Below are 23,597 nucleotides of genomic sequence, written 5' to 3'. Positions count from 1 at the left end.
CAAAAACAACGCGTTGGCACAATGCAGTTACCGAAGGAGCCGACAGCATGGCGACAGAGACACAAGTCACCGAGACACAAGGAACGGTTGCTGCCGTTCAGCCTGATGGCCAAGTACGTCAGATAGAGGCCAATCAAACGGTTTCGACGGGAGAGCTCGTCACCGCGGTAGGTAACGAGCCTGCCTCTGTGCGCCTTGAGAATGGTGTCGATGCAAACCTTGCATTGTCTGCCTTGCTTGTCGGCGAAGGTGAAGACGATACACTGGTACAAGATTTACCTGAGGATGTGCTTGAAATCATTGAAGCCATCCAACGCGGTGAAGATCCCAATGCCATTGAAGATGCCGCCACCGCAGCCGGTGCGGCGGCTTCAGGTTCTGCAATCACGGCCATGGCAATCATTGAAGCGAACGGCCGTATTGGCGAGATCATTGCAGGCTTACAGACCGAAGGTATCACTGACCCAGAAAGTGGCATTACCGACGAACAGCTTTTTGCTTTAACGGCGTTAAGATTGGCAAGCGCAGACGCGGTATTCCCCGCCGCAGAGACCAATGAAGCGCCGAGCGCCGAGTCGTTGACCTTCAGCACAGATGAAGACCAACCATTAGTGCTGACGCCCAATCAAATACTGCAGCAAATCAACGATCCAGATGGTGACACTCTCACTATTGTTTCCATCACCAGTGGTAATCCAGATGTCGAAATCGACGAAGACGCGTCTGGCAATATCGTTATCACACCACCGCCCAATTTCAATGGTGACCTTGATCTCACCGTCATTGTTTCCGATGGCCAAGCAGAAACCCCGTCCGATATCACGGTCACCGTGAATCCCGTCAACGATGCTCCCACGCTGCAATTCTCTGCCATATCGGTCACTGAGGATGCGGTCGCGGCCGGCGATACTGTCGGCACTGTGACGGCGACGGATATAGAAAGCGATGTCCTCACTCTGTCGTTGACTGATGGCGGACAAAACTATGTCGAGTTGCAGGGTAATAATGTTGTTCTCACTCAGGCAGGCGTAGACGCAATCAATAACGATGCACTAGATATCGCCTCGCTGACATTTACAATCACCGCCTCAGACGGCGAAACGAGCACCTCTGAAACCTTCACCTCAGCAGTGGAACGTATTGACGATCCCGCATCCATCACAGGTGATACCTCAGGCACGCTCTCGGAGGGTGAAATCGATGGCTCTGATGGAAGTTTGGTAGCCAGAGACTCGGTTTCCGGTACCTTGTCGATCACCGATCCGGACGATAGCCCAACGTGGATCGATAGCACGCAATCCGGCCTGTATGGTGAGCTCGTCTTCACTAATGGCAACTGGACCTACAACGCAGATAGCGATGCTGTGCAATCTCTTAGCGAGGGCGATGCGGTTTCGGATAACTTCACTGTGACTGCATCAGACGGCAGCAGTCAAGTGATCGCGATAACTATCACAGGCACAAATGATGATCCTGTGATTAGCGGCCAAACCCTTGGCGATGTTGTCGAAGACAGCATTTTAGAAGCGACAGGATCTCTCAGTATTTCGGATGCAGATGGTAACAATGCGCCGAGCTTTTCCGATGGCAATGTGTCCGGTCAGTACGGTGAGTTATCACTGGTGAATGGTACATGGACTTATACGCTCGATAATAACAGTAGCGTTATCCAAGGCTTAGACGCTGGCGATCAGGTCACCGATACCATTACCCTCACCGCCTCTGATGGTACTGAGCAAGCTATTGTTATCACCATTACCGGCACCGACGACTTACCTGAAGTCACCGGTAGCTTTACCGGCTCAGTCACCGAAGGCAACGTGGGCGATGCCGCGGTGACTGCCACGGGCACTATCGCGATCAGCGATGTCGATAGTGACGACGCGCCAACCTTTGCCGACGTCACACAGGCAGGCACTTACGGCTCGTTGGAGCTAGTAGATGGCGCTTGGACCTACACCCTCGATCAGTCTGCGGTGCAGAATTTAGACGCCGGCGATCAGGTCACCGACACTATCACCCTGACAGCGTCTGATGGTACTGAGCAAGATATTGTTATCACGATTACGGGGACGAACGATGCCCCTGAAGTAAGCGGTAGCTTTGTTGGTTCTGTCACCGAAGGCAACGTGGGCGATGCGGCCACTGCAACCGGCACCCTTGCGATCAGTGATGTCGATAGTGACGACGCGCCAACCTTTGCCGACGTCACACAGGCAGGCGCCTATGGGTTGCTCGAGCTGGTGAACGGTAATTGGACGTACACCCTCGATCAATCTGCCGTGCAGAATTTAGATGCCGGTGATCAAATCACCGACACCATTACCCTGACTGCCTCTGATGGCACAGAGCAAGATATTGTTATCACCATTATCGGTAGCGAAGATGCGCCTGAAGTGACCGGTAACTTTACCGGCTCAGTGACCGAAGGCAACGAAGGTGATGCACCCGTCACTGCCACGGGCACCCTTGCGATCAGTGATGTTGACACCGACGATACGCCCACCTTTGCCAATACCACTGAAGCAGGAACCTATGGTTCGCTCCAGCTAATTAACGGTAATTGGACTTACACCCTCGATCAGTCTGCCGTGCAGAATTTAGATGCCGGTGATCAAGTCACCGACACCATTACCCTCACCGCCTCTGATGGTACTGAGCAAGATATTGTTATCACCATTACGGGTACGGATGACGACCCTGAAGTCACCGGTAGCTTTGTCGGTTCCGTGACCGAAGGCAATGAAGGCGATGCGGCCGTGACTGCCACGGGCACCATCGCGATTAGTGATATTGATGGCGACGATACGCCTGCCTTTGCCGATACCGCAGCAACCGGCACCTATGGTTCGCTGGAGCTGGTGAGCGGCAGTTGGACCTACACCCTTGATCAAGCCAGCGTGCAGGATTTAGATGCCGGTGATCAGGTGACGGACACCATCACCCTGACTGCCTCTGATGGCACAGAGCAAGATATTGTTATCACTATTACGGGTACGGACGACGCCCCTGAGGTCACCGGTAACTTTACCGGCTCAGTCACCGAAGGCAACGAAGGTGATGCGCCTGTCACTGCCACGGGCACCCTAGCGATCAGTGATGTGGATGGCGACGATACGCCCACCTTCGCCAATACCACAGAAACGGGTAGTTATGGTTCACTCGAGCTGGTCGATGACAGCTGGACGTATACGCTTGATCAATCTGCGGTACAAGATTTAGATGCCGGCGATCAGGTCACCGATACCATCACTCTGACTGCCTCTGATGGCACACAGCAAGATATTGTTATCACCATTACCGGTACTGGTGATGCGCCGGAAGTCACCGGTGAATTTGTTGGTTCAGTCACCGAAGGTGACGTAGGTGATGCGGCCGTGACTGCCACCGGCACCCTTGCGATCAGTGATATTGATGACGACGATACACCGACCTTTGCGGATACCACTGCGCCCGGCACTTATGGTTCACTCGAGCTGGTGAACGGCAATTGGACCTACACCCTTGATCAGTCTGCCGTGCAGGATTTAGATGCCGGTGATCAGATCAGCGACACCATCACGCTTACTGCATCCGATGGTACCGAACAAGATATCGTTATCACTATTACCGGCACCGACGACTTACCTGAAGTCGCTGGTGAGTTTGTGGGTTCAGTCACCGAAGGCAATGAAGGCGATGCACCTGTCACTGCCACCGGAACCATTGCGATCAATGATGTCGATGACGACGATACACCGATCTTTTCCGATGTCACACAGGCAGGCACCTATGGCTCGCTAGAACTGGTGAACGGCAGTTGGACCTACACGCTAAATCAGAGCTCAGTACAGAATTTAGATGCCGGCGATCAAGTCACCGATACCATTACCCTCACCGCCTCTGATGGCACCCAGCAAGATATTGTTATCACTATTACCGGTACCGATGACGCTCCTGAAGTCAGTGGTGAGTTTGTTGGCTCAGTGACCGAAGGCAACGTGGGCAATGCACCTGTCACTGCCACCGGAACCATTGCGATCAGTGATATCGACGGTGACGATACACCTACCTTTGCGGATACCACTGAGACTGGTGCTTATGGGTCGCTAGAGCTGGTGAACGGCAATTGGACTTACACCCTCGCTCAAGCCAGCGTGCAGGATTTAGATGCCGGCGGTCAGGTCACCGATACCATCACCCTGACAGCGTCTGATGGCACAGAGCAAGATATTGTTATCACTATTACCGGTACCGATGACGCCCCTGAAGTCACTGGTGACTTTGTTGGTTCTGTCACCGAAGGCAACGAAGGTGATGCACCTGTCACTGCTACGGGCACCATTGCGATCAGTGATGTTGATAGCGATGACAATCCGACGTTTGCCGATACCACTGAAGCGGGCACTTATGGGTCGCTCGAACTGGTGAACGGCAACTGGACTTACACCCTTGATCAATCTGCCGTGCAGAACCTAGATGCCGGAGACCAAGTCACCGATACCATTACCCTGACTGCGAGCGATAACACCCAGCAAGATATTGTTATCACCATTACCGGTAGCGAAGATGCGCCTGAAGTCACCGGTGAGTTTGTTGGATCAGTGACCGAAGGCAATGAAGGTGACTCGGCGGTGACTGCCTCCGGCACCCTTGCGATCACTGATATCGACGGTGACGATGCACCCACTTTCGCCAATACCACAGCAACCGGCACTTATGGCTCGCTAGAACTGGTCAACGGCAACTGGACTTACACGCTAAATCAGAGCTCAGTACAGAATTTAGATGCCGGCGATCAGGTCACCGATACCATTACCCTGACGGCAAGCGATAACACACAACAAGATATTGTCATCACCATTACGGGGACGAACGATGCCCCTGAAGTAAGCGGTAGCTTTGTTGGCTCGGTCACCGAAGGCAACGAAGGTGATGCACCTGTCACTGCCACGGGCACCATTGCGATCAGTGATGTTGATGACGACGACAATCCGACCTTTGCCGATGTTACACAGGCAGGCACTTACGGCTCGTTGGAGCTAGTAGATGGCGCTTGGACCTACACCCTCGATCAGTCTGCGGTACAAGATTTAGATGCCGGTGATCTGGTCACCGATACCATCACTCTGACTGCCTCTGATGGCACAGAGCAAGATATTGTTATCACTATTACGGGGACGGATGATGCCCCTGAAGTGAGCGGTAGCTTTACCGGCTCGGTGACCGAAGGTGACGCGGGCGATGCGCCTGTCACTGCCACCGGCACCCTTGCGATCAGTGATGTAGATGGCGACGATACGCCCACCTTTGCCGATACCACAGAGACCGGCACTTACGGTTCGCTAGAGCTGGTGAACGGCAACTGGACCTACACCCTTGATCAGTCTGCCGTGCAGGATTTAGATGCCGGTGATCAAGTGACGGATACCATCACCCTCACCGCAAGCGATAACACGCAACAAAATATTGTTATCACCATTACAGGGACGGACGACGCCCCTGAGGTCACCGGCAACTTTACCGGCTCAGTCACCGAAGGCAACGTGGGCGATGCGCCTGTCACTGCGACGGGTACGATTGCGATCAGTGATGTCGATGGCGATGACAATCCGACCTTTGCTAATGTTACACAGGCAGGCACTTATGGCTCGTTGGAGCTAGTAGATGGTGCTTGGACCTACACCCTCGATCAGTCTGCCGTGCAGGATTTAGATGCCGGTGATGAGGTCACCGATACCATCACCCTGACTGCCTCTGATGGTACCCAGCAAGCTATTGTTATCACTATTACTGGTAGCGAGGATGCCCCAGAAGTGACCGGTAGCTTTGTCGGTTCAGTGACAGAAGGTAATGAAGGCGATGCGGCCGTGACTGCCTCCGGTACCCTTGCGATCAGCGATGTCGATAGTGACGATAACCCAACCTTTGCGAACACCACAGAAACCGGCACTTACGGTTCACTCCAGCTAGTTAATGGTAATTGGACTTACACGCTAAATCAGAGCTCAGTACAGGATTTAGATGCCAGCGATCAGGTGACGGATACCATTACCCTGACAGCCTCTGATGGTACTGAGCAAGATATTGTTATCACCATTACAGGGACGGACGACGCCCCTGAGGTCACCGGTGAGTTTGTGGGTTCCGTGACCGAAGGTAATGAAGGCGATGCACCTGTCACTGCTACCGGCACCCTTGCGATCAGTGATGTCGATAGTGACGACGCGCCAACCTTTGCCGATACCACTGAAGCAGGAACCTATGGTTCGCTCCAGCTAGTTAACGGTAATTGGACTTACACCCTTGATCAATCTGCGGTGCAGAGTTTAGATGCCGGTGATCAGGTGACAGACACTATCACGCTCACCGCAAGCGATAACACACAACAAGATATTGTCATCACCATTATGGGGACCGACGATGCGCCTGAGGTCACCGGTGAGTTTGTTGGCTCAGTGACCGAAGGCAACGTGGGCGATGCCGCGGTGACTGCCACCGGCACCATTGCGATCAGTGATGTTGATAGCGATGACAATCCGACGTTTGCCGATACCACTGAAGCGGGCACTTATGGTTCGCTAGAACTGGTCAATGGCAGTTGGACCTACACCCTTGATCAGTCTGCGGTGCAGAGTTTAGATGCCGGCGTTCAGATCACCGATACCATTACCCTGACAGCCTCTGATGGCACTGAGCAAGATATTGTTATCACTATTACGGGGACGAATGATGCCCCTGAACTAAGCGGTAGCTTTGTTGGCTCGGTCACCGAAGGCAACGAAGGTGACGCGGCGGTGACTGCCACCGGCACCATTGCGATCAGTGATATTGATGACGACGATAATCCAATCTTTGCGGATACCACTGAGACGGGCACCTATGGTTCGCTCGAGCTGGTCAATGGCAGTTGGACCTACACCCTTGATCAATCTGCCGTGCAGGATTTAGATGCTGGCGATCAGGTCACCGATACCATTACCCTAACTGCGAGCGATAACACGCAACAAGATATTGTTATCACTATTACTGGTAGCGAGGATGCGCCTGAAGTAACCGGTGAGTTTGTTGGCTCAGTGACCGAAGGCAACGAAGGTGATGCGCCTGTCACTGCCACCGGCACCATTGCGATCAATGATGTCGATGACGACGATACACCGATCTTTTCCGATGTCACACAGGCAGGCACCTATGGCTCGCTGGAACTAGTCGGTGAAAACTGGACTTACACCCTCGATCAGAGCTCAGTGCAGGATTTAGATGCCGGTGATCAAGTGACGGACACCATCACCCTCACTGCAAGCGATAACACCCAGCAAGATATTGTTATCACCATTACGGGGACCGACGATGCGCCAGAAGTAAGCGGTAGCTTTACCGGCTCAGTCACCGAAGGCAACGAAGGTGATGCACCTGTCACTGCCACGGGCACCCTTGCGATCAGTGATGTTGATAACGATGACAATCCAACGTTTGCCGATACCACTGAAGCGGGCACTTATGGTTCGCTCGAGCTGGTGAACGGCAATTGGACTTACACCCTCGAGCAAGCCAGCGTGCAGGATTTAGATGCTGGCGATCAGGTGACGGATACCATTACCCTGACTGCCTCTGATGGCACTGAGCAAGATATTGTTATCACTATTACTGGTAGCGAAGATGCGCCTGAAGTCACCGGTGAGTTTGTTGGCTCAGTGACCGAAGGCAACGTGGGCGATGCCGCGGTGACTGCGACGGGCACCATCGCGATCAGCGATGTTGATGACGGCGATAATCCGACTTTTGCGGATACCACTGAAGCGGGGACTTATGGCTCGTTGGAGCTAGTAGATGGTGCTTGGACCTACACCCTCGATCAGTCTGCCGTGCAGGATTTAGATGCCGGCGATCAGGTGACCGATACCATTACCCTGACGGCAAGCGATAACACGCAACAAGATGTTGTCATCACCATTACCGGTAGCGAGGACCTACCTGAAGTCACCGGTGAGTTTATTGGTTCCGTCACCGAGGGTGATGTAGGCGATGCGCCAGTCACTGCCACCGGTACGATTGCGATCAGTGATGTGGATGGCGACGATACGCCTGCCTTTGCCGATACCGCAGCAACCGGCACTTATGGTTCGCTGGAGCTGGTGAGCGGCAGTTGGACCTACACGCTAAATCAGAGCTCAGTGCAGGATTTAGATGCCGGTGATCAAGTGACGGATACCGTCACCCTCACAGCAAGCGATGGTACTGAACAAGCCATTGTGATCACTATTACGGGGACGGATGATGCCCCTGAAGTGACTGGTGAGTTTGTTGGTTCCGTTACAGAAGGCAATGAAGGTGACTCGGCGGTGACTGCCTCCGGCACCCTTGCGATCAGTGATGTCGATAGCGACGATAATCCAACCTTTGCCGATGTTACACAGGCTGGCACTTATGGCTCGTTGGAGCTAGTAGATGGAGCTTGGACGTACACCCTCGATCAATCTGCCGTGCAGAATTTAGATGCCGGTGATCAAGTCACCGACACCATTACCCTGACTGCCTCTGATGGCACAGAGCAAGATATTGTTATCACCATTACCGGTAGCGAGGACCTACCTGAAGTCACCGGTGAGTTTATTGGTTCCGTGACCGAAGGCAACGTGGGCGATGCGGCCACTGCAACCGGCACCATTGCGATCAGTGATGTTGATGACGACGATGCACCCACTTTCGCCAATACCACAGCAACCGGCACTTATGGCTCGTTGGAGCTAGTAGATGGAGCTTGGACGTACACCCTCGATCAATCTGCCGTGCAGAATTTAGATGCCGGTGATGAGGTGACAGACACTATCACGCTCACCGCAAGCGATAACACACAACAAGATATTGTCATCACCATTACGGGGACCGACGATGCGCCGGAAGTCACCGGTGAATTTGTTGGTTCAGTGACCGAAGGCAACGTGGGCGATGCGCCTGTCACTGCTACCGGCACCCTTGCGATCAGTGATATCGATAGCGACGACAATCCGACCTTTGCCGATGTTACACAGGCAGGCACTTATGGCTCGCTAGAGCTGGTGAACGGTAATTGGACTTACACGCTAAATCAGAGCTCAGTACAGAATTTAGATGCCGGTGATCAAGTCACCGATACCATTACCCTCACTGCCTCTGATGGCACAGAGCAAGATATTGTTATCACTATTACGGGGACAAATGATGCCCCTGAAGTGAGCGGTAACTTTACCGGCTCGGTGACCGAAGGTGACGCGGGCGATGCGCCTGTCACTGCCACGGGTACGATTGCGATCAGTGATGTCGATAACGACGATGCACCCACTTTCGCCAATACCACAGCAACCGGCACTTATGGTTCGCTGGAACTAGTCGGTGAAAACTGGACCTACACCCTCAATCAAGCCAGCGTGCAGAATTTAGATGCCGGTGATCAGGTTACCGATACTATCACCCTCACTGCCTCTGATGGCACTGAGCAAGATATTGTTATCACTATTACGGGGACGAATGATGCCCCTGAACTAAGCGGTAGCTTTGTTGGCTCGGTCACCGAAGGCAATGAAGGCGATGCGCCTGTCACTGCCACCGGCACCCTTGCGATCAGTGATGTCGATAGTGACGACGCGCCAACCTTTGCCGATACCACAGCAACCGGGACTTACGGTTCGCTAGAGCTGGTCGGTGAGAACTGGACCTACACCCTCGATCAGTCTGCGGTACAGAACTTGGACGACGGTGATCAGGTGACGGACACCATTACCCTCACCGCCTCTGATGGTACTGAGCAAGATATTGTTATCACTATTACGGGGACCGACGATGCACCAGAAGTGAGTGGTGATTTTGTTGGCTCAGTGACCGAAGGTGACGTGGGCGATACCGCAGTAACTGCCACGGGCACCATCGCGATCAGTGATGTTGATGGCGACGATGCACCCACCTTTGCCAATACCACAGCAACCGGCACTTACGGTTCGCTCCAGCTAGTTAACGGTAATTGGACTTACACACTTGATCAGTCTGCGGTGCAAGATTTAGATGCTGGCGATCAGGTGACGGACACCATCACCCTGACTGCAAACGATGGTACTGAGCAAGATATTGTCATCACCATTACGGGGACCGACGATGCGCCTGAGGTCACCGGTAACTTTACCGGCTCGGTCACCGAAGGCAATGAAGGCGATGCGGTCACTGCCACCGGCACGATCGCCGTTAATGATGTTGATGGCAATGACAATCCGACCTTTGCCGATACCACAGCGTCTGGCACTTATGGTTCGCTCGATCTGGTCAATGGCAGTTGGACTTACATGCTCAATCAAAGCTCGGTTCAGGATTTAGATGCCGGCGATCAGGTCACCGATACCATCACTCTGACTGCCTCTGATGGCACAGAGCAAGATATTGTTATCACTATTACGGGGACCGACGATGCACCTGAAGTGACCGGTAACTTTACCGGCTCGGTCACCGAAGGTGACGTGGGCGATACCGCAGTAACTGCCACGGGCACCATCGCGATCAGTGATGTTGATGGCGACGATGCACCCACCTTTGCCAATACCACAGCAACCGGCACTTACGGTTCGCTCCAGCTAGTTAACGGTAATTGGACTTACACACTTGATCAGTCTGCGGTGCAGGATTTAGATGCTGGCGATCAGGTGACGGACACCATCACCCTGACAGCGTCTGATGGTACTGAGCAAGATATTGTTATCACCATTACGGGGACGAACGATGCCCCTGAAGTAAGCGGTAGCTTTGTTGGTTCTGTCACCGAAGGCAACGTGGGCGATGCGGCCACTGCAACCGGCACCCTTGCGATCAGTGATGTCGATAGCGACGATAATCCAACCTTTGCCGATGTTACACAGGCAGGCAACTATGGCTCGCTAGAGCTGGTGAACGGTAATTGGACCTACACCCTCGATCAGTCTGCCGTGCAGGATTTAGATGCCGGTGATCAAGTCACCGACACCATTACCCTGAGTGCCTCTGATGGCACAGAGCAAGATATTGTTATCACCATTACCGGTAGCGAAGATGCGCCTGAAGTCACCGGTGAGTTTGTTGGCTCAGTCACCGAAGGCAACGAAGGTGATATACCCGTCACTGCCACGGGTACCCTTGCGATCAGTGATGTTGACACCGACGATACGCCCACCTTTGCCAATACCACTGAAGCAGGAACCTATGGTTCGCTCCAGCTAGTTAACGGTAATTGGACTTACACCCTCGATCAGTCTGCCGTGCAGAATTTAGATGCCGGTGATCAAGTCACGGACGCCATCACCCTCACTGCAAGCGATAACACGCAACAAGCTATTGTTATCACCATTACCGGCACCGACGACTTACCTGAAGTCTCTGGTGAATTTGTTGGTTCAGTCACCGAAGGTGACGTAGGTGATGCGGCCGTGACTGCCACCGGCACCCTTGCGATCAGTGATATTGATGACGACGATAACCCCACCTTTGCCGATACCACTGAGGCGGGTACCTATGGCTCGCTAGAACTGGTCAACGGCAACTGGACTTACACGCTAAATCAGAGCTCAGTACAGAATTTAGATGCCGGCGATCAGGTCACCGATACCATTACCCTGACGGCAAGCGATAACACACAACAAGATATTGTCATCACCATTACGGGGACCGACGATGCGCCGGAAGTCACCGGTGAGTTTATTGGTTCCGTCACCGAGGGTGATGTAGGCGATGCGCCAGTCACTGCCACCGGTACCATTGCGATCAGTGATATGGATGGCGACGATGCACCCACCTTTGCCAATACCACAGCAACCGGCACTTATGGTTCGCTGGAACTAGTCGGTGAGAACTGGACCTACACCCTTGATCAAGCCAGCGTGCAGGATTTAGATGCCGGCGATCAGGTCACCGATACCATCACTCTGACTGCCTCTGATGGCACACAGCAAGATATTGTTATCACCATTACCGGTACTGGTGATGCGCCGGAAGTCACCGGTGAATTTGTTGGTTCAGTCACCGAAGGTGACGTAGGTGATGCGGCGGTGACTGCCACCGGCACCCTTGCGATCAGTGATATTGATGACGACGATAACCCCACCTTTGCCGATACCACTGAGGCGGGTACCTATGGCTCGCTAGAACTGGTCAACGGCAACTGGACTTACACGCTAAATCAGAGCTCAGTACAGAATTTAGATGCCGGTGATCAAGTGACGGATACCGTCACCCTCACAGCAAGCGATGGTACTGAACAAGCCATTGTGATCACTATTACGGGGACGGATGATGCCCCTGAAGTGACTGGTGAGTTTGTTGGTTCTGTCACCGAAAGCAACGAAGGTGATGCACCCGTCACTGCCACGGGCACCATTGCGATCACTGATATTGATGACGGCGATAATCCGACCTTTGCGGATACCACAGCAACCGGCACTTATGGCTCGCTGGAACTAGTCGGTGAAAACTGGACTTACACCCTTGATCAATCTGCGGTACAGAACTTAGACGACGGTGATCTGGTCACCGATACCATCACTCTGACTGCCTCTGATGGCACAGAGCAAGATATTGTTATCACTATTACGGGGACCGACGATGCACCAGAAGTGAGTGGTGAGTTTGTTGGCTCAGTGACCGAAGGCAACGTGGGCGATGCACCTGTCACTGCCACCGGCACCATTGCGATCAGCGATATTGATGACGGCGATAATCCGACCTTTGCGGATACCACAGCAACCGGCACTTATGGCTCGCTGGAACTAGTCGGTGAAAACTGGACTTACACCCTCGATCAGTCTGCGGTACAGAACTTAGACGACGGTGATCAGGTCACCGATACTATCACCCTCACTGCCTCTGATGGCACTGAGCAAGATATTGTTATCACCATTACGGGGACGGACGACGCCCCTGAGGTCACCGGCAACTTTACCGGCTCAGTGACCGAAGGCAACGAAGGTGATGCGCCTGTCACTGCCACCGGCACCATTGCGATCAGTGATGTGGATAGCGACGACAATCCGACCTTTGCCGACGTCACACAGGCAGGCACTTACGGCTCGTTGGAGCTAGTAGATGGCGCTTGGACCTACACCCTCGATCAATCTGCCGTGCAGAACTTAGATGTCGGTGATCTGGTCACCGATACCATCACTCTGACTGCCTCTGATGGCACAGAGCAAGATATTGTTATCACTATTACGGGGACGGATGATGCCCCTGAAGTGAGCGGTAGCTTTACCGGCTCGGTGACCGAAGGTGACGCGGGCGATGCGCCTGTCACTGCCACCGGCACCCTTGCGATCAGTGATGTGGATAGCGACGACAATCCGACCTTTGCCGATGTTACACAGGCAGGCACTTATGGCTCGTTGGAGCTAGTAGATGGTGCTTGGACCTACACCCTCGATCAGTCTGCGGTGCAGAATTTGGATGCCGGCGATCAAGTTACCGACACCATCACATTAACGGCTACTAACGGCGTACAACAGGACATTACCATTACTATTACCGGTACCAATGACGCCCCCACCTTGGCTCAAGCCGTTTCAACACAAACTCTGCAAGAGGATTTTGTTAGCTACACCATTGATCTTAATACAGTGTTTTCCGATATCGACAGTGACGATACTTTGAGTTTCGATGTGGCAAATGTGCCCAGTGGGGTCTCCGTCTCTATTGATGCGAATGGTATCGCAACCATTTCATCGGTCGCCGATTGGAGTGGGACAGAGACAGTAAGCTTCCGCGCCACCGATACGCAAAATGCGAGTCTCACCCACGATGTCACCTTCAACGTCGAAGGGGTTGCTACCGCCCCCACACTTACGGTCAGCCGTGGCGATCAATCACTGACTTATATCGACAACGCAGGACAAATCTCCGCCACTGACCCTGGCGCGGGCGGGTCACGTGCGATTCTTTCGCCCTTAACAATCTCCGGCACCGCCAATGAATCGGGCGAAACACTTACTTACCGAATCAGCGGCTTACCGGATGATGCAGTATTATCAGCGGGGACAAAAGAGGCAAGCACCGGCGATTGGTTACTCACGGACGCGCAACTGAGTGGTCTTAATCTCGCCTCTCCTGCCGATATTACTGGTGTCACGCTATCGATTACGGCTATCAGTACCGACGGCACGGATCAGGCATCAACCACGGCCACGCTGAATCTAGAAAATGATAGCTTTGCACAGACCGAAGGACAAACCACCAGCATTGCTAGTGTCGACGGACTGATCAGCAACGATACAGATACACAGGCCTCTGTCACCCGCGTTGCCACCAATGCTAGCCAAGGAGAAAGTGGTAACAGTGAAATTGTTATCGGCCCTGCCACCATCGCCACCGCATTGGGTGGCAGTGTTACTGTCAATGCAGACGGTAGCTTTACCTACACTGCACCGGCAGTGAATCATGCAGGCGGCGGTCAAGTCTATGACAGCTTCTCCTACCAAAGCAGCGAGAATAACGAGTGGACAACCGTGACCTTCGATGTGAGCGACTCTGCGCCGGTAGCCCATGATGATAGTGATAGCGTAGCCTCTGGCGCCTCGACAGGTGGGAACGTGATCACTGCCGGCGCCGGTGCCGATACCCTCGGGGCGGATACCACCACGGTGACCGCGGTTAGCTTCAATGGCACCACCTATGCAGTCAACGGCAGTACTGTGATTGCCACATCGCAAGGGCAATTAACCATTCAACCCGACGGCAGCTATCTGTATCAATCATCGGTCGCGTCAACGACGGATGCCAGCACGCTGGACGATGAAGTATTCACCTATACCCTCACCGACAGCGATGGGGATACCAGTCAGGCACAGCTCACACTCGGTCATGACAACAATACCCAATTAAACGCCGATATCGCTTCAGTCAGCGAGCAAGGGTTGGTGAGCGACGATAATAGTCAAACTACCCAAGGTAACCTGTTGGATAATGATACGGGGATAGGCGTCAATGTTAGCCTGCATCAAATTAATGGGCAAAGTTTTGGCAGTGATGGGGTTTTAACCCTCACCACCGCCATTGGCACTCTGACTGTTTATAACCAAGACAACACCCAAGGTTATCGCGCGGGTGACTACACCTATACGCTCAATAATGCCACCAGCGGTGATAACGTGAGCGACGCCTTCACCTACACTACCTATGATCCGACGGCATCTACCGCGTATCGCTCATCAACGTTAACCATCAACGTCCAAGATGATACGCCCACATCTGACAACATCGAAAGTGCCTTATACGCCACGGCGGAGAGTAGCTCGACGTTTAACCTTATTCTTACCGTTGATCTGTCCGGCAGTATGTCCGATCAGGTTGATCCAAGCGATCCGGACTCACCCACTCGGATGGAAGTTACCAAAGCTGCACTGAAATCTATGGTAGAAGAATACGACAAACTCGGGGATCTCAACATTCAAATCGTATCTTTCTCGGATACCGCGAGCTCTTCTGGCTGGATTCAGAATGACGTCGGTAGCGCATTAGACGCAATCGAGGGTCTGTATGCCGGCGGCGCGACCCGATACGATAACGCGCTGAACGAGATCATAGATACTGTCGATACTTCAGGGCTGGCTGCGGATAAAACCATCTCGTATTTTATCTCGGACGGGATGCCCAATGATGACTTTGAAAGTAACACTAGCCTGCAAAGCGCATGGCAAACTTATGTCAGTACGCAAGGTATTGACGAGTCCTTCAGTGTTGGGGTCGGGGATGGCATTACGACATCGCCACTGACCCCCATAGCTGCAAGTAGCTCAGGCAATACCAGTGACAATGTATTGCTGGTCACCGATGAAAATGAGCTCGCCTACTCACTACTACAAACCATTGAGAGTGGACAAGTGTCAGGCGGCCTTGTTCTATTGGATGATGACGGCAATACTGTCTCCTTATTCGGGGCCGACGGTGGCTATATCTCCGCGCTCACCTTGGATGGACAAACGTACAGCTATGATCCCACGACTGACAGCGCACAGCAGACCTTTGAAACCGCAAAAGGCGGTATCCTCACCATCAATTTTGATACCGGCGAATACGACTACCGCGTGGCGGTCGACAGAGATATTCTCAACGAGCAAGAGCAAATCGCACTGACGCTTACCGACAACGATGGCGATAGCAGTGACGTCAATGTCGTCATTAATCTCTACTACGAGGCACGGCTTGACGCCAATCACGATATAGTGATCACCAATATTCATGACGGTAGTCCGATCGTCATTCCCGGTTTGGCCTTAACCCATAATGACATTCCTTCGATGGGCAGCACGATCACGGCTACCAGTAATGCGATACAAGGGTCGGTAACGGGCACGGATGACATCACCTTCACACCTGATGGTGCGATAAATCCGCAAACCGTTCTTGATCCCATCGGTAACGACTCTGAGTTTATCGCGGAATCCGAGCTCGGCGACTTCGCTGACTCGTTTGCTCAGGCTCAGAGCCTAGATCGCGGTAAGTTCGGCACCATGACACAGGAGGTATGGGCGCATATTGATGCCGGTAACTATGGTGCCAACGCAGCTCTGACAGGTACGGTCCAAAACGGCACCGACAGTGATATGACAAAAATGGATCTCTACCAAAACGAGACCTTACTTTTTGATGATGATCGGTGGTGGAATGACCTCAGCGTTAGGGTTTATGACCAAAACCAACAGCTGCTGGATACTCTCAATCCAGATACTGGCAGCAATAGCTTTACCGCCGGTCAACAAGGCACTTATTACTTTGAGATCGTCTCCAACAATGCTTTAAATACGACCGAAAGCTACGAGATTTATCTTACCTTGGATAGCTCAAATGCGGTGCTACCAGAGCCTGAGCATCAATTTGAATACACCACCTCTAACGGTAGCTATGTGGACAGTGCGCTAGTTGATATTATTGCCGTTGATGACCAAACACTGGAAGGCGGCTATCAAAGTGAAATCATCGCCGCCGATACAGGTGATGATACCCTGATCGGTAACGAGGGAGATGATAGCTTACTCGGGAATCATGGCGATGATACGCTTGATGGCGGTCTTGGCGATGACCTGCTGATTGGCGGTAAAGGGGACGATACGCTGACTGGCGGGCTTGGGTCGGACACATTCGCCTTTTTGAGCGGTGATCAAGGGTCGGTCGGCGCAGAAGCGGTCGATCGCATTACGGACTTTGATGTGCAAAAAGACACTCTCGATCTCTCCGAGCTGCTGATTGATGAAGACCAAGCCGGTGCAAACCTTGAAGACTATCTAACCCTTGAGGACAACGACCAAGGTGAAGCCACCTTATACATTTCCTCAGCGGGCGATAATCAAATCGATCAACACGTAGTGTTCGAGAACCTCAGTGTGGCAGATATGGCCGCAGCCTACGAGATTGATATCAGTGGCCTGAGTAGCCAAGAGCTCAGCGCTTCAGTGATTGATGCCATGATCCAACAAAGCAAATTGATGACAGATTAGCACCCACCTCACACGCCGATACCTCGCCCTGAGGTATCGGCAACTTTACGTTTTATTTTTATCGCCAAAGGGGCAGAATAGCGCCAAAGCTCGGGAAATAAACAATAGGGAGCAACTTTGTTATCTGAGTTAAAAAATATTGCCCAACTGTTGGTCGATAACAAGCTACTGACCACCATCGGCGTCATTATTATTGTCAGCGTTATTCGCCGCCTAATCTTACGCCGTATTCGCGGTGACAGTAACTTTCTCAGTGAAGATCAACGTAAGTGGATCTCTCGCACTAAAAATGGTGCGTTTAGCTTACTGTTGCTGTTTTTATTCTTATTCTGGAACACGGAAATTAGCGAGTTTGCCCTATCGCTTACTGCCATCGCAGTGGCCGTCGTCGTCGCATCGAAAGAAATCATTTTATGCTTTACCGGTTCTATTCAGCGTGCTAGTTCACGGTCATTTCGTATCGGGGATTGGATTGAGGTAGGTAACTCTCGCGGCGAAGTGATCGAGCACAATTTGATGGCGACTAAAATTCAAGAAATTGATGGTCACTATTGCTACACCGGAAAAACTGCGACGCTGCCCAATAGTTTGTTTTTTACCACCACGGTAAAAAACCTGAATTTTATGAAGCGCTATGTCTATCACCATTTTCATACAGTGATCCGTGGCGATATTAATTTATATCCCCATATTCCCGCGTTGCTGGCACGCATTGACGATCATAGCGAGGATTTTCTTGATGTCGCTCGACGCTATAACCATGTGATTGAACGTCATGCGGGTGTGGATTTACCTGGGCCTGAGCCCCATGTTTATTTGTCGCATACCGACACCGGCGAGCAGCATGTTCACGTCCGTCTGTTCTGTCCAACCGAACGCGCCGCCGAACTCGAACAATTAATACGGGAAGACATTATGACGCTTTATTGCGAAAAACTGCTCCCTGCCGCTGACGGAAAACGGCCAGAGAGCGCCGACGCTGCTGCGTCAGATACTCCCGCGCCACCAGCAAACCCATAACAAAAAGCGCTCGTCGTTACGGCGAGCGCTTTTCAATCCCTGCTTTCTTGGTAAAGGTTTACAGCAAAAACAAGGTTCCTAACCCAAGGAAGGCAACAAAACCAACAATATCCGTCACCGTGGTTAAAATGACCGATCCTGACAGAGCCGGATCAATTTTCAGCTTATCGAGAATGACCGGAAGAAAGATACCAGCCAAGGCGGCACTGATAATATTGGCGACAATGGCAGCACCAATCACCATCCCTAGTCCCCAGCTGTTAAACCAGTAACCGGCGATCAAACCAATCACTATCGCCCAAAGCACACCATTCAGTAAGCCCACTTGCAGCTCTTTGTTCAATAACGGCCTCAAGTTACTTTTAGATATTTGTCCTAGTGCTAAGCCTCGCACAATCAAGGTTAGCGTCTGGCTTCCGGCGATCCCACCCATTGACGCCACCACGGGCATCAATACCGCCAGCGCGACCACTTGTTGTAAGGTTGCTTCAAATAAACCGATAAACCAAGAAGCAAGAAAAGCCGTCATCAGATTAATGCCAAGCCACAGTGCACGATTGCGCGCGCTTTTCATTACCGGGGAGAATAAATCTTCATCTTCATCTAAACCCGCCGTGGCCATGATTTGCGCTTCTGCTCGTTCCGCTTGCATCTCATAGGCAGTGCCAAGGTCAAGCCGACCAATCAACATCCCGCCATCGTCTAGCACTGGTAAGGCAACTTCTTCACTGCTAGCGACCTTATCGGCACTCACGTAAATATCCTCGCGGGCATTCAGACTCGGGAACTGTTCGCGCACCAGCTCACTAATTTTGAGCACGCCATCAGCACCAAAGAGTTTGTGAATCGGCACCGCACCAACCCATATTCCACGGCTATCAACCACGAACACATGGTCACAATATTTAGGCATCACACGGCGCAGTAAACGCAGTACGACATTCACTTTTGTTTTCGCCGGTACCACTAAAGGTTGATGATCACACCAGTGCCCTACCTCGCTATCTGCATATTGCTGAGCAGAGGCATACCGTTGCTTTTGCTCCGTATCCATGCGCCCCAATGCTTCTTCCAGCAAAGGTTCGGTGAGCACATCTTGCAGCTCCAACAAGGTGTCGGCATCCAGTTCCGCAAACAAGTTATGGAGACGAACCTCATCCACCGCGCGAATAATCGCTTCACTCGCATCAGCACGCATTTCTGCTAGCACCGGAAGCTGTATTGCCGGCGACAACTGCTCCCAAAAACTCACACGATCAGTAACGGGCAAAGACTCAAGTAATAGCGCGAGGTCATCAAGACTGTGGGCTTGCTCGATCTCTTGTGCCACTTCGGGCGTTCCCTCATCAACTTTTGAGAGCAAATCCTCAATTACTTCTTGTCTATCACTGTTTTGCATGGTATTTCCTTCATGAAACTTTTCGTGTGCTCTCTGACGCCATCACCGCGTATTTGGCGAAAATTATTTCGTCGCCCTGCCCAGAGATGCCATGACGTTGTCACGACGAACCCCAGACTCTCTCGTATTGCCGCAAAGCGGTGAGTGCGTGCATCCGCATGCACCTCATACTGCTGACACCACGAAAATGTCTGAGTCAATGCGTTGTAAATGTATGCGATGGTTATCACACATCATCGCTTATTTTTCAGATTCTTACCACGAGTAATCGTTGTCCCTTCTACGGTAGAGTAAGGGACTTTTTTATAGCGGATCAAAATGAACACTGTGCAACACAAAACACCTAAAGTCAGCGTCGGCTGGCGAGAGTGGGTCGCCCTCCCCGACCTAGGCATTGATCGGGTAAAAGCCAAAATTGATACCGGAGCACGGACTTCTTGCCTGCATACGTTTAAGATCGAAGAGTTCGACCAAAACGGGGAAGCTTGGGTTCGCTTTTGGGTTCACCCTCATCAAGGGGACGATGAAACACACGTACAAGCTGAAGCCAAAGTCCTAGCTAGACGCATTGTTCGCGACTCGGGAGGGCATGAACAGCTTAGGTATGTCATACAGACCACACTTCAAGCGGGTAAATTACGCTATCCGATAGAAATGACACTAACGGCAAGAGACAACATGCGTTTTCGCATGCTACTCGGCCGCACAGCCATGGCGGGACAAATGACCGTCGATCCCATGCACTCTTTTTTGCTCGGTAAGTAGGAGCGGTTAAACCATGAAAATAGGCATTCTGTCGCGTAACAAAAATCTTTATTCTACGCGTCGCCTGATAGAAGCCTGCGAACAACGCGGTCACGAATATAAAATCATTGATGCGCTGCGCTGCTACATGAGTATTAACTCAACGCAGCCGATGATTCATTTGGCCGGTGAGGAATTGTCCGGATTCGACGCCATCATACCGCGGATTGGTGCATCCGTTACTTTCTATGGCTGCGCGGTACTGCGCCAATTCGAAATGATGGGTGTATTTCCCGTCAATGAGTCAGTAGCCATCACACGCTCTCGCGATAAATTACGCTCAATGCAATTGTTGTCACGTAAAGGGATCGGCATGCCTCATACTGGGTTTGCCAGTAAGCCCGGTGATATTGCTGACTTGCTGACCATGGTGGGTGGCACGCCCGTGGTGGTCAAACTCTTAGAAGGGACCCAAGGCATTGGCGTCGTGCTTGCTGAAACTAAAAAAGCCGCAGAAAGTGTGATTGAAGCCTTTATGGGCTTAAAAGCGGATATTTTGGTGCAAGAATACATTAAAGAGTCTAGCGGTGCCGACATTCGCTGCTTTGTGATTGGTGATAAGGTGATCGCCGCGATGAAGCGTCAAGCGCAACCGGGCGAGTTTCGATCTAATCTGCACCGTGGCGGTACGGCGAGTCTAGTCCGTATTACGCCAGCCGAGCGTCGAACCGCGATCGCGGCCGCGAAAGCCATGGGACTTAACGTGGCAGGGGTTGATCTTCTTCGCTCCGAGCGCGGGCCCCTTGTGATGGAAGTCAACTCATCTCCTGGGCTAGAAGGCATTGAAAAAGCAACAGGAAAAGATGTCGCGGGCATGATCGTCGAGTATATTGAAAAGACGGCTAAACCCCAAAGGACACGCACACGTGGCAAGGGCTAAAAAAAACAATGCCATCGATATCGGTGGCGAAACAATCCAAGCTGGCGAGCAGGCCAGCTTGGAACTGGAAATGGCGCGCTTATACACTCACGCGCCATTAAATGTCAGCATTGAGGTGTTAAACGGCAAGTTAGAGGGGCCTATTCTGCTTGTTTGCGCCGCCATTCATGGCGACGAGCTCAATGGAATTGAAATTGTTCGTCAAATATTAGCCAAAGTCGATACCGAAAAGCTTCGTGGCACCTTGATAGCTATTCCTGTCGTCAATGTCTTTGGCTTTATTCACAAGTCCCGCTATTTACCCGATCGACGGGACTTAAACCGCTCTTTCCCCGGCTCCGAGCGCGGCTCCATTGCTGGCCGCATGGCATATCAATTATTTAATGAAGTGATCAGTCAGTGTACGCATGTCATTGATCTTCATACCGCAGCGATTCATCGCACCAATCTACCTCAAATCCGCGCCAATCTTGATAATGAAGGAGCGGCAGAGATGGCGAAAGCCTTTGCAGCTCCCGTAATGGTTGATGCCGCCTTACGTGATGGCTCTCTACGTGCCGAGGCGGAAGCGATCGGTATTCCAGTCATCACTTACGAGGCAGGTGAAGCGCTGCGATTTGAGCCTTACGCCATTAATGCGGGCGTACGGGGTGTCATTCGCGTTATGCGTCATTTGGGGATGCTACGTCAGTCTCGGCGTACCCTGCCCTATCAACCGGTTACAGCACGGGCTACACGGTGGGTGCGCGCTGAAGCTGACGGTATCTTTCGTAGTCATATTGCCCTAGGTGAAAGAGTTAATAAGGGACAAATACTCGGTATTATCAGCGACCCATCAGGCAGCAATGAAGTGGAAATCAAAGCCTCGCAAAGCGGTATTTTGATTGGCCAACAAACTCTCCCTGTTGTCAATGAAGGGGATGCGGTCTTTCATATTGCCTTTTTCTCGCAATCTGACGAACTGATTGAGCAACACTTAGAGGGCTATTTAGATCAAGTGCGAGACGATCAAGACGATGAATTACGATGGGGTATCGGCACACTTTAACTTTGATCTTAAAGGCGAATCATCACCGTACTACTTGCATCGCGCACTCAGATTCATAACACTACGCGTTTTTGTAGCACGGGCAGTTGCCCGCCACACAAGAGGATCGACATCATGCTGACATGGCAAGAGATCGTCACACGAAGCGAACAAGGTAATGTGGCGCCGCGCCAGCGGGTGGAAAAAACAGATCAACAATGGCAGTCACAGCTCAGCGACGAGCAATATCGCGTCACGCGTCAAAAAGGCACTGAACGTGCTTTTAGCTCTGGCATGTGTAACTTGTTTGAGCCAGGCCTATATGGCTGCGTTTGTTGCGGCACACTGTTGTTTGATGCAAATGAGAAATTTGACTCTGGCACTGGCTGGCCTTCATTCACACAACCGGCCGAAGATAGCGCCATCGCATACCATAAAGATACCAGTCACGGGATGACGCGAATTGAAACCACTTGTGCCAGCTGTGATGCTCATCTGGGACATGTGTTTCCCGATGGTCCCCCACCGACTGGATTACGTTTTTGTATGAACGCCGTCGCGTTACAGAAATTAGATTAATCCACCTCTCCTCAGGTTGCCGAGCCGGTGCATGCCGGCTCTGCAACTATATTCTTTTTGGCCTATCACTATCTGAATCAACTAGCGCTATCACGTCAAAAAGATAGGAATCTGCGGGATTTATTCAGAATCACCAGAATAGTGAATCTGATCATCGACTATTTCGACAGGAACTCTCACTTTTCTCCCTATCCAATCAGAACCAAGGCTATTTCTTAATCAAATATAACAAATACAATTCGATTTTCTTTCTGAACATTTTTCAAACATAATATCATTATTTTTGTGACCAATATCACATTTGCTCCAAGTTTTCTTTATTGATGTATTTAATATTAATTCAAAAATTTGAATATTTAATGACTATAAACGGACTTTATTTCTCGTTATTGCAATATTTATGTCATATTTTTGTCATAATCCTCACTTTTGAAC

Annotated in this window: 7 protein-coding genes; 6 read left to right on the top strand and 1 reads right to left on the bottom strand. The window is 51.7% G+C overall.

Annotation, left to right across the window (positions count from 1 at the left end; translation table 11 throughout):
* Positions 1 to 47: 47 nt before the first annotated feature.
* The gene (locus BZG82_RS16565; protein WP_241837337.1) at positions 48 to 17,453 is read left to right on the top strand and encodes a VCBS domain-containing protein; all 17,406 of its coding nucleotides are present in this window, start codon (positions 48 to 50) and stop codon (positions 17,451 to 17,453) included.
* Positions 17,454 to 17,570: 117 nt separating this feature from the next.
* Positions 17,571 to 18,473, top strand: coding sequence for a mechanosensitive ion channel family protein (locus tag BZG82_RS02040; RefSeq protein ID WP_077765050.1), 903 nt, complete (start codon positions 17,571 to 17,573; stop codon positions 18,471 to 18,473).
* 58 nt (positions 18,474 to 18,531) lie between these two features.
* Here the strand turns inward: BZG82_RS02040 and BZG82_RS02035 are convergent, their stop codons facing one another.
* Positions 18,532 to 19,872 (bottom strand): magnesium transporter, encoded by a 1,341-nt coding sequence (locus BZG82_RS02035; RefSeq protein ID WP_077765049.1) that lies wholly within the window; start codon positions 19,870 to 19,872, stop codon positions 18,532 to 18,534.
* Positions 19,873 to 20,190: 318 nt separating this feature from the next.
* Here BZG82_RS02035 and BZG82_RS02030 point away from each other — a divergent pair, with 318 nt between their 5' ends.
* The 4 genes from BZG82_RS02030 to msrB all read left to right on the top strand — a co-directional run bounded on the left by BZG82_RS02030 (position 20,191) and on the right by msrB (position 23,162).
* Positions 20,191 to 20,637, top strand: a complete 447-nt coding sequence (locus BZG82_RS02030; protein WP_077481145.1) for an ATP-dependent zinc protease family protein — start codon at positions 20,191 to 20,193, stop codon at positions 20,635 to 20,637.
* A gap of 13 nt (positions 20,638 to 20,650) precedes the next feature.
* Complete coding sequence (gene rimK / locus BZG82_RS02025) at positions 20,651 to 21,556, top strand: 30S ribosomal protein S6--L-glutamate ligase (RefSeq protein ID WP_077765048.1); 906 nt, start codon at positions 20,651 to 20,653, stop codon at positions 21,554 to 21,556.
* Positions 21,543 to 22,604 (top strand): succinylglutamate desuccinylase/aspartoacylase family protein, encoded by a 1,062-nt coding sequence (locus BZG82_RS02020; protein WP_077481149.1) that lies wholly within the window; start codon positions 21,543 to 21,545, stop codon positions 22,602 to 22,604. The genes rimK and BZG82_RS02020 overlap by 14 nt, the downstream gene beginning before the upstream one ends.
* 114 nt (positions 22,605 to 22,718) lie before the next feature.
* The gene (gene msrB / locus BZG82_RS02015; RefSeq protein WP_077765047.1) at positions 22,719 to 23,162 is read left to right on the top strand and encodes a peptide-methionine (R)-S-oxide reductase MsrB; all 444 of its coding nucleotides are present in this window, start codon (positions 22,719 to 22,721) and stop codon (positions 23,160 to 23,162) included.
* Positions 23,163 to 23,597 lie beyond the last annotated feature (435 nt).

It is taken from the genome of Salinivibrio sp. PR5 (assembly GCF_001996085.1).
Classification (GTDB): Bacteria; Pseudomonadota; Gammaproteobacteria; order Enterobacterales; family Vibrionaceae; genus Salinivibrio; species Salinivibrio proteolyticus.
Note: the sequence above shows the minus strand (reverse complement) of the source record. Positions and strands in the feature narration are given on the sequence as shown.

Bases quoted from the DNA above. Each gene is read 5' to 3' on its own strand.
- BZG82_RS02030 (WP_077481145.1), top strand. From the start codon at position 20,191: ATGAACACTGTGCAACACAAAACACCTAAAGTCAGCGTCGGCTGGCGA.
- rimK (WP_077765048.1), top strand. From the start codon at position 20,651: ATGAAAATAGGCATTCTGTCGCGTAACAAAAATCTTTATTCTACGCGT.
- msrB (WP_077765047.1), top strand. From the start codon at position 22,719: ATGCTGACATGGCAAGAGATCGTCACACGAAGCGAACAAGGTAATGTG.
- BZG82_RS16565 (WP_241837337.1), top strand. From the start codon at position 48: ATGGCGACAGAGACACAAGTCACCGAGACACAAGGAACGGTTGCTGCC.
- BZG82_RS02035 (WP_077765049.1), bottom strand. From the start codon at position 19,872: ATGCAAAACAGTGATAGACAAGAAGTAATTGAGGATTTGCTCTCAAAA.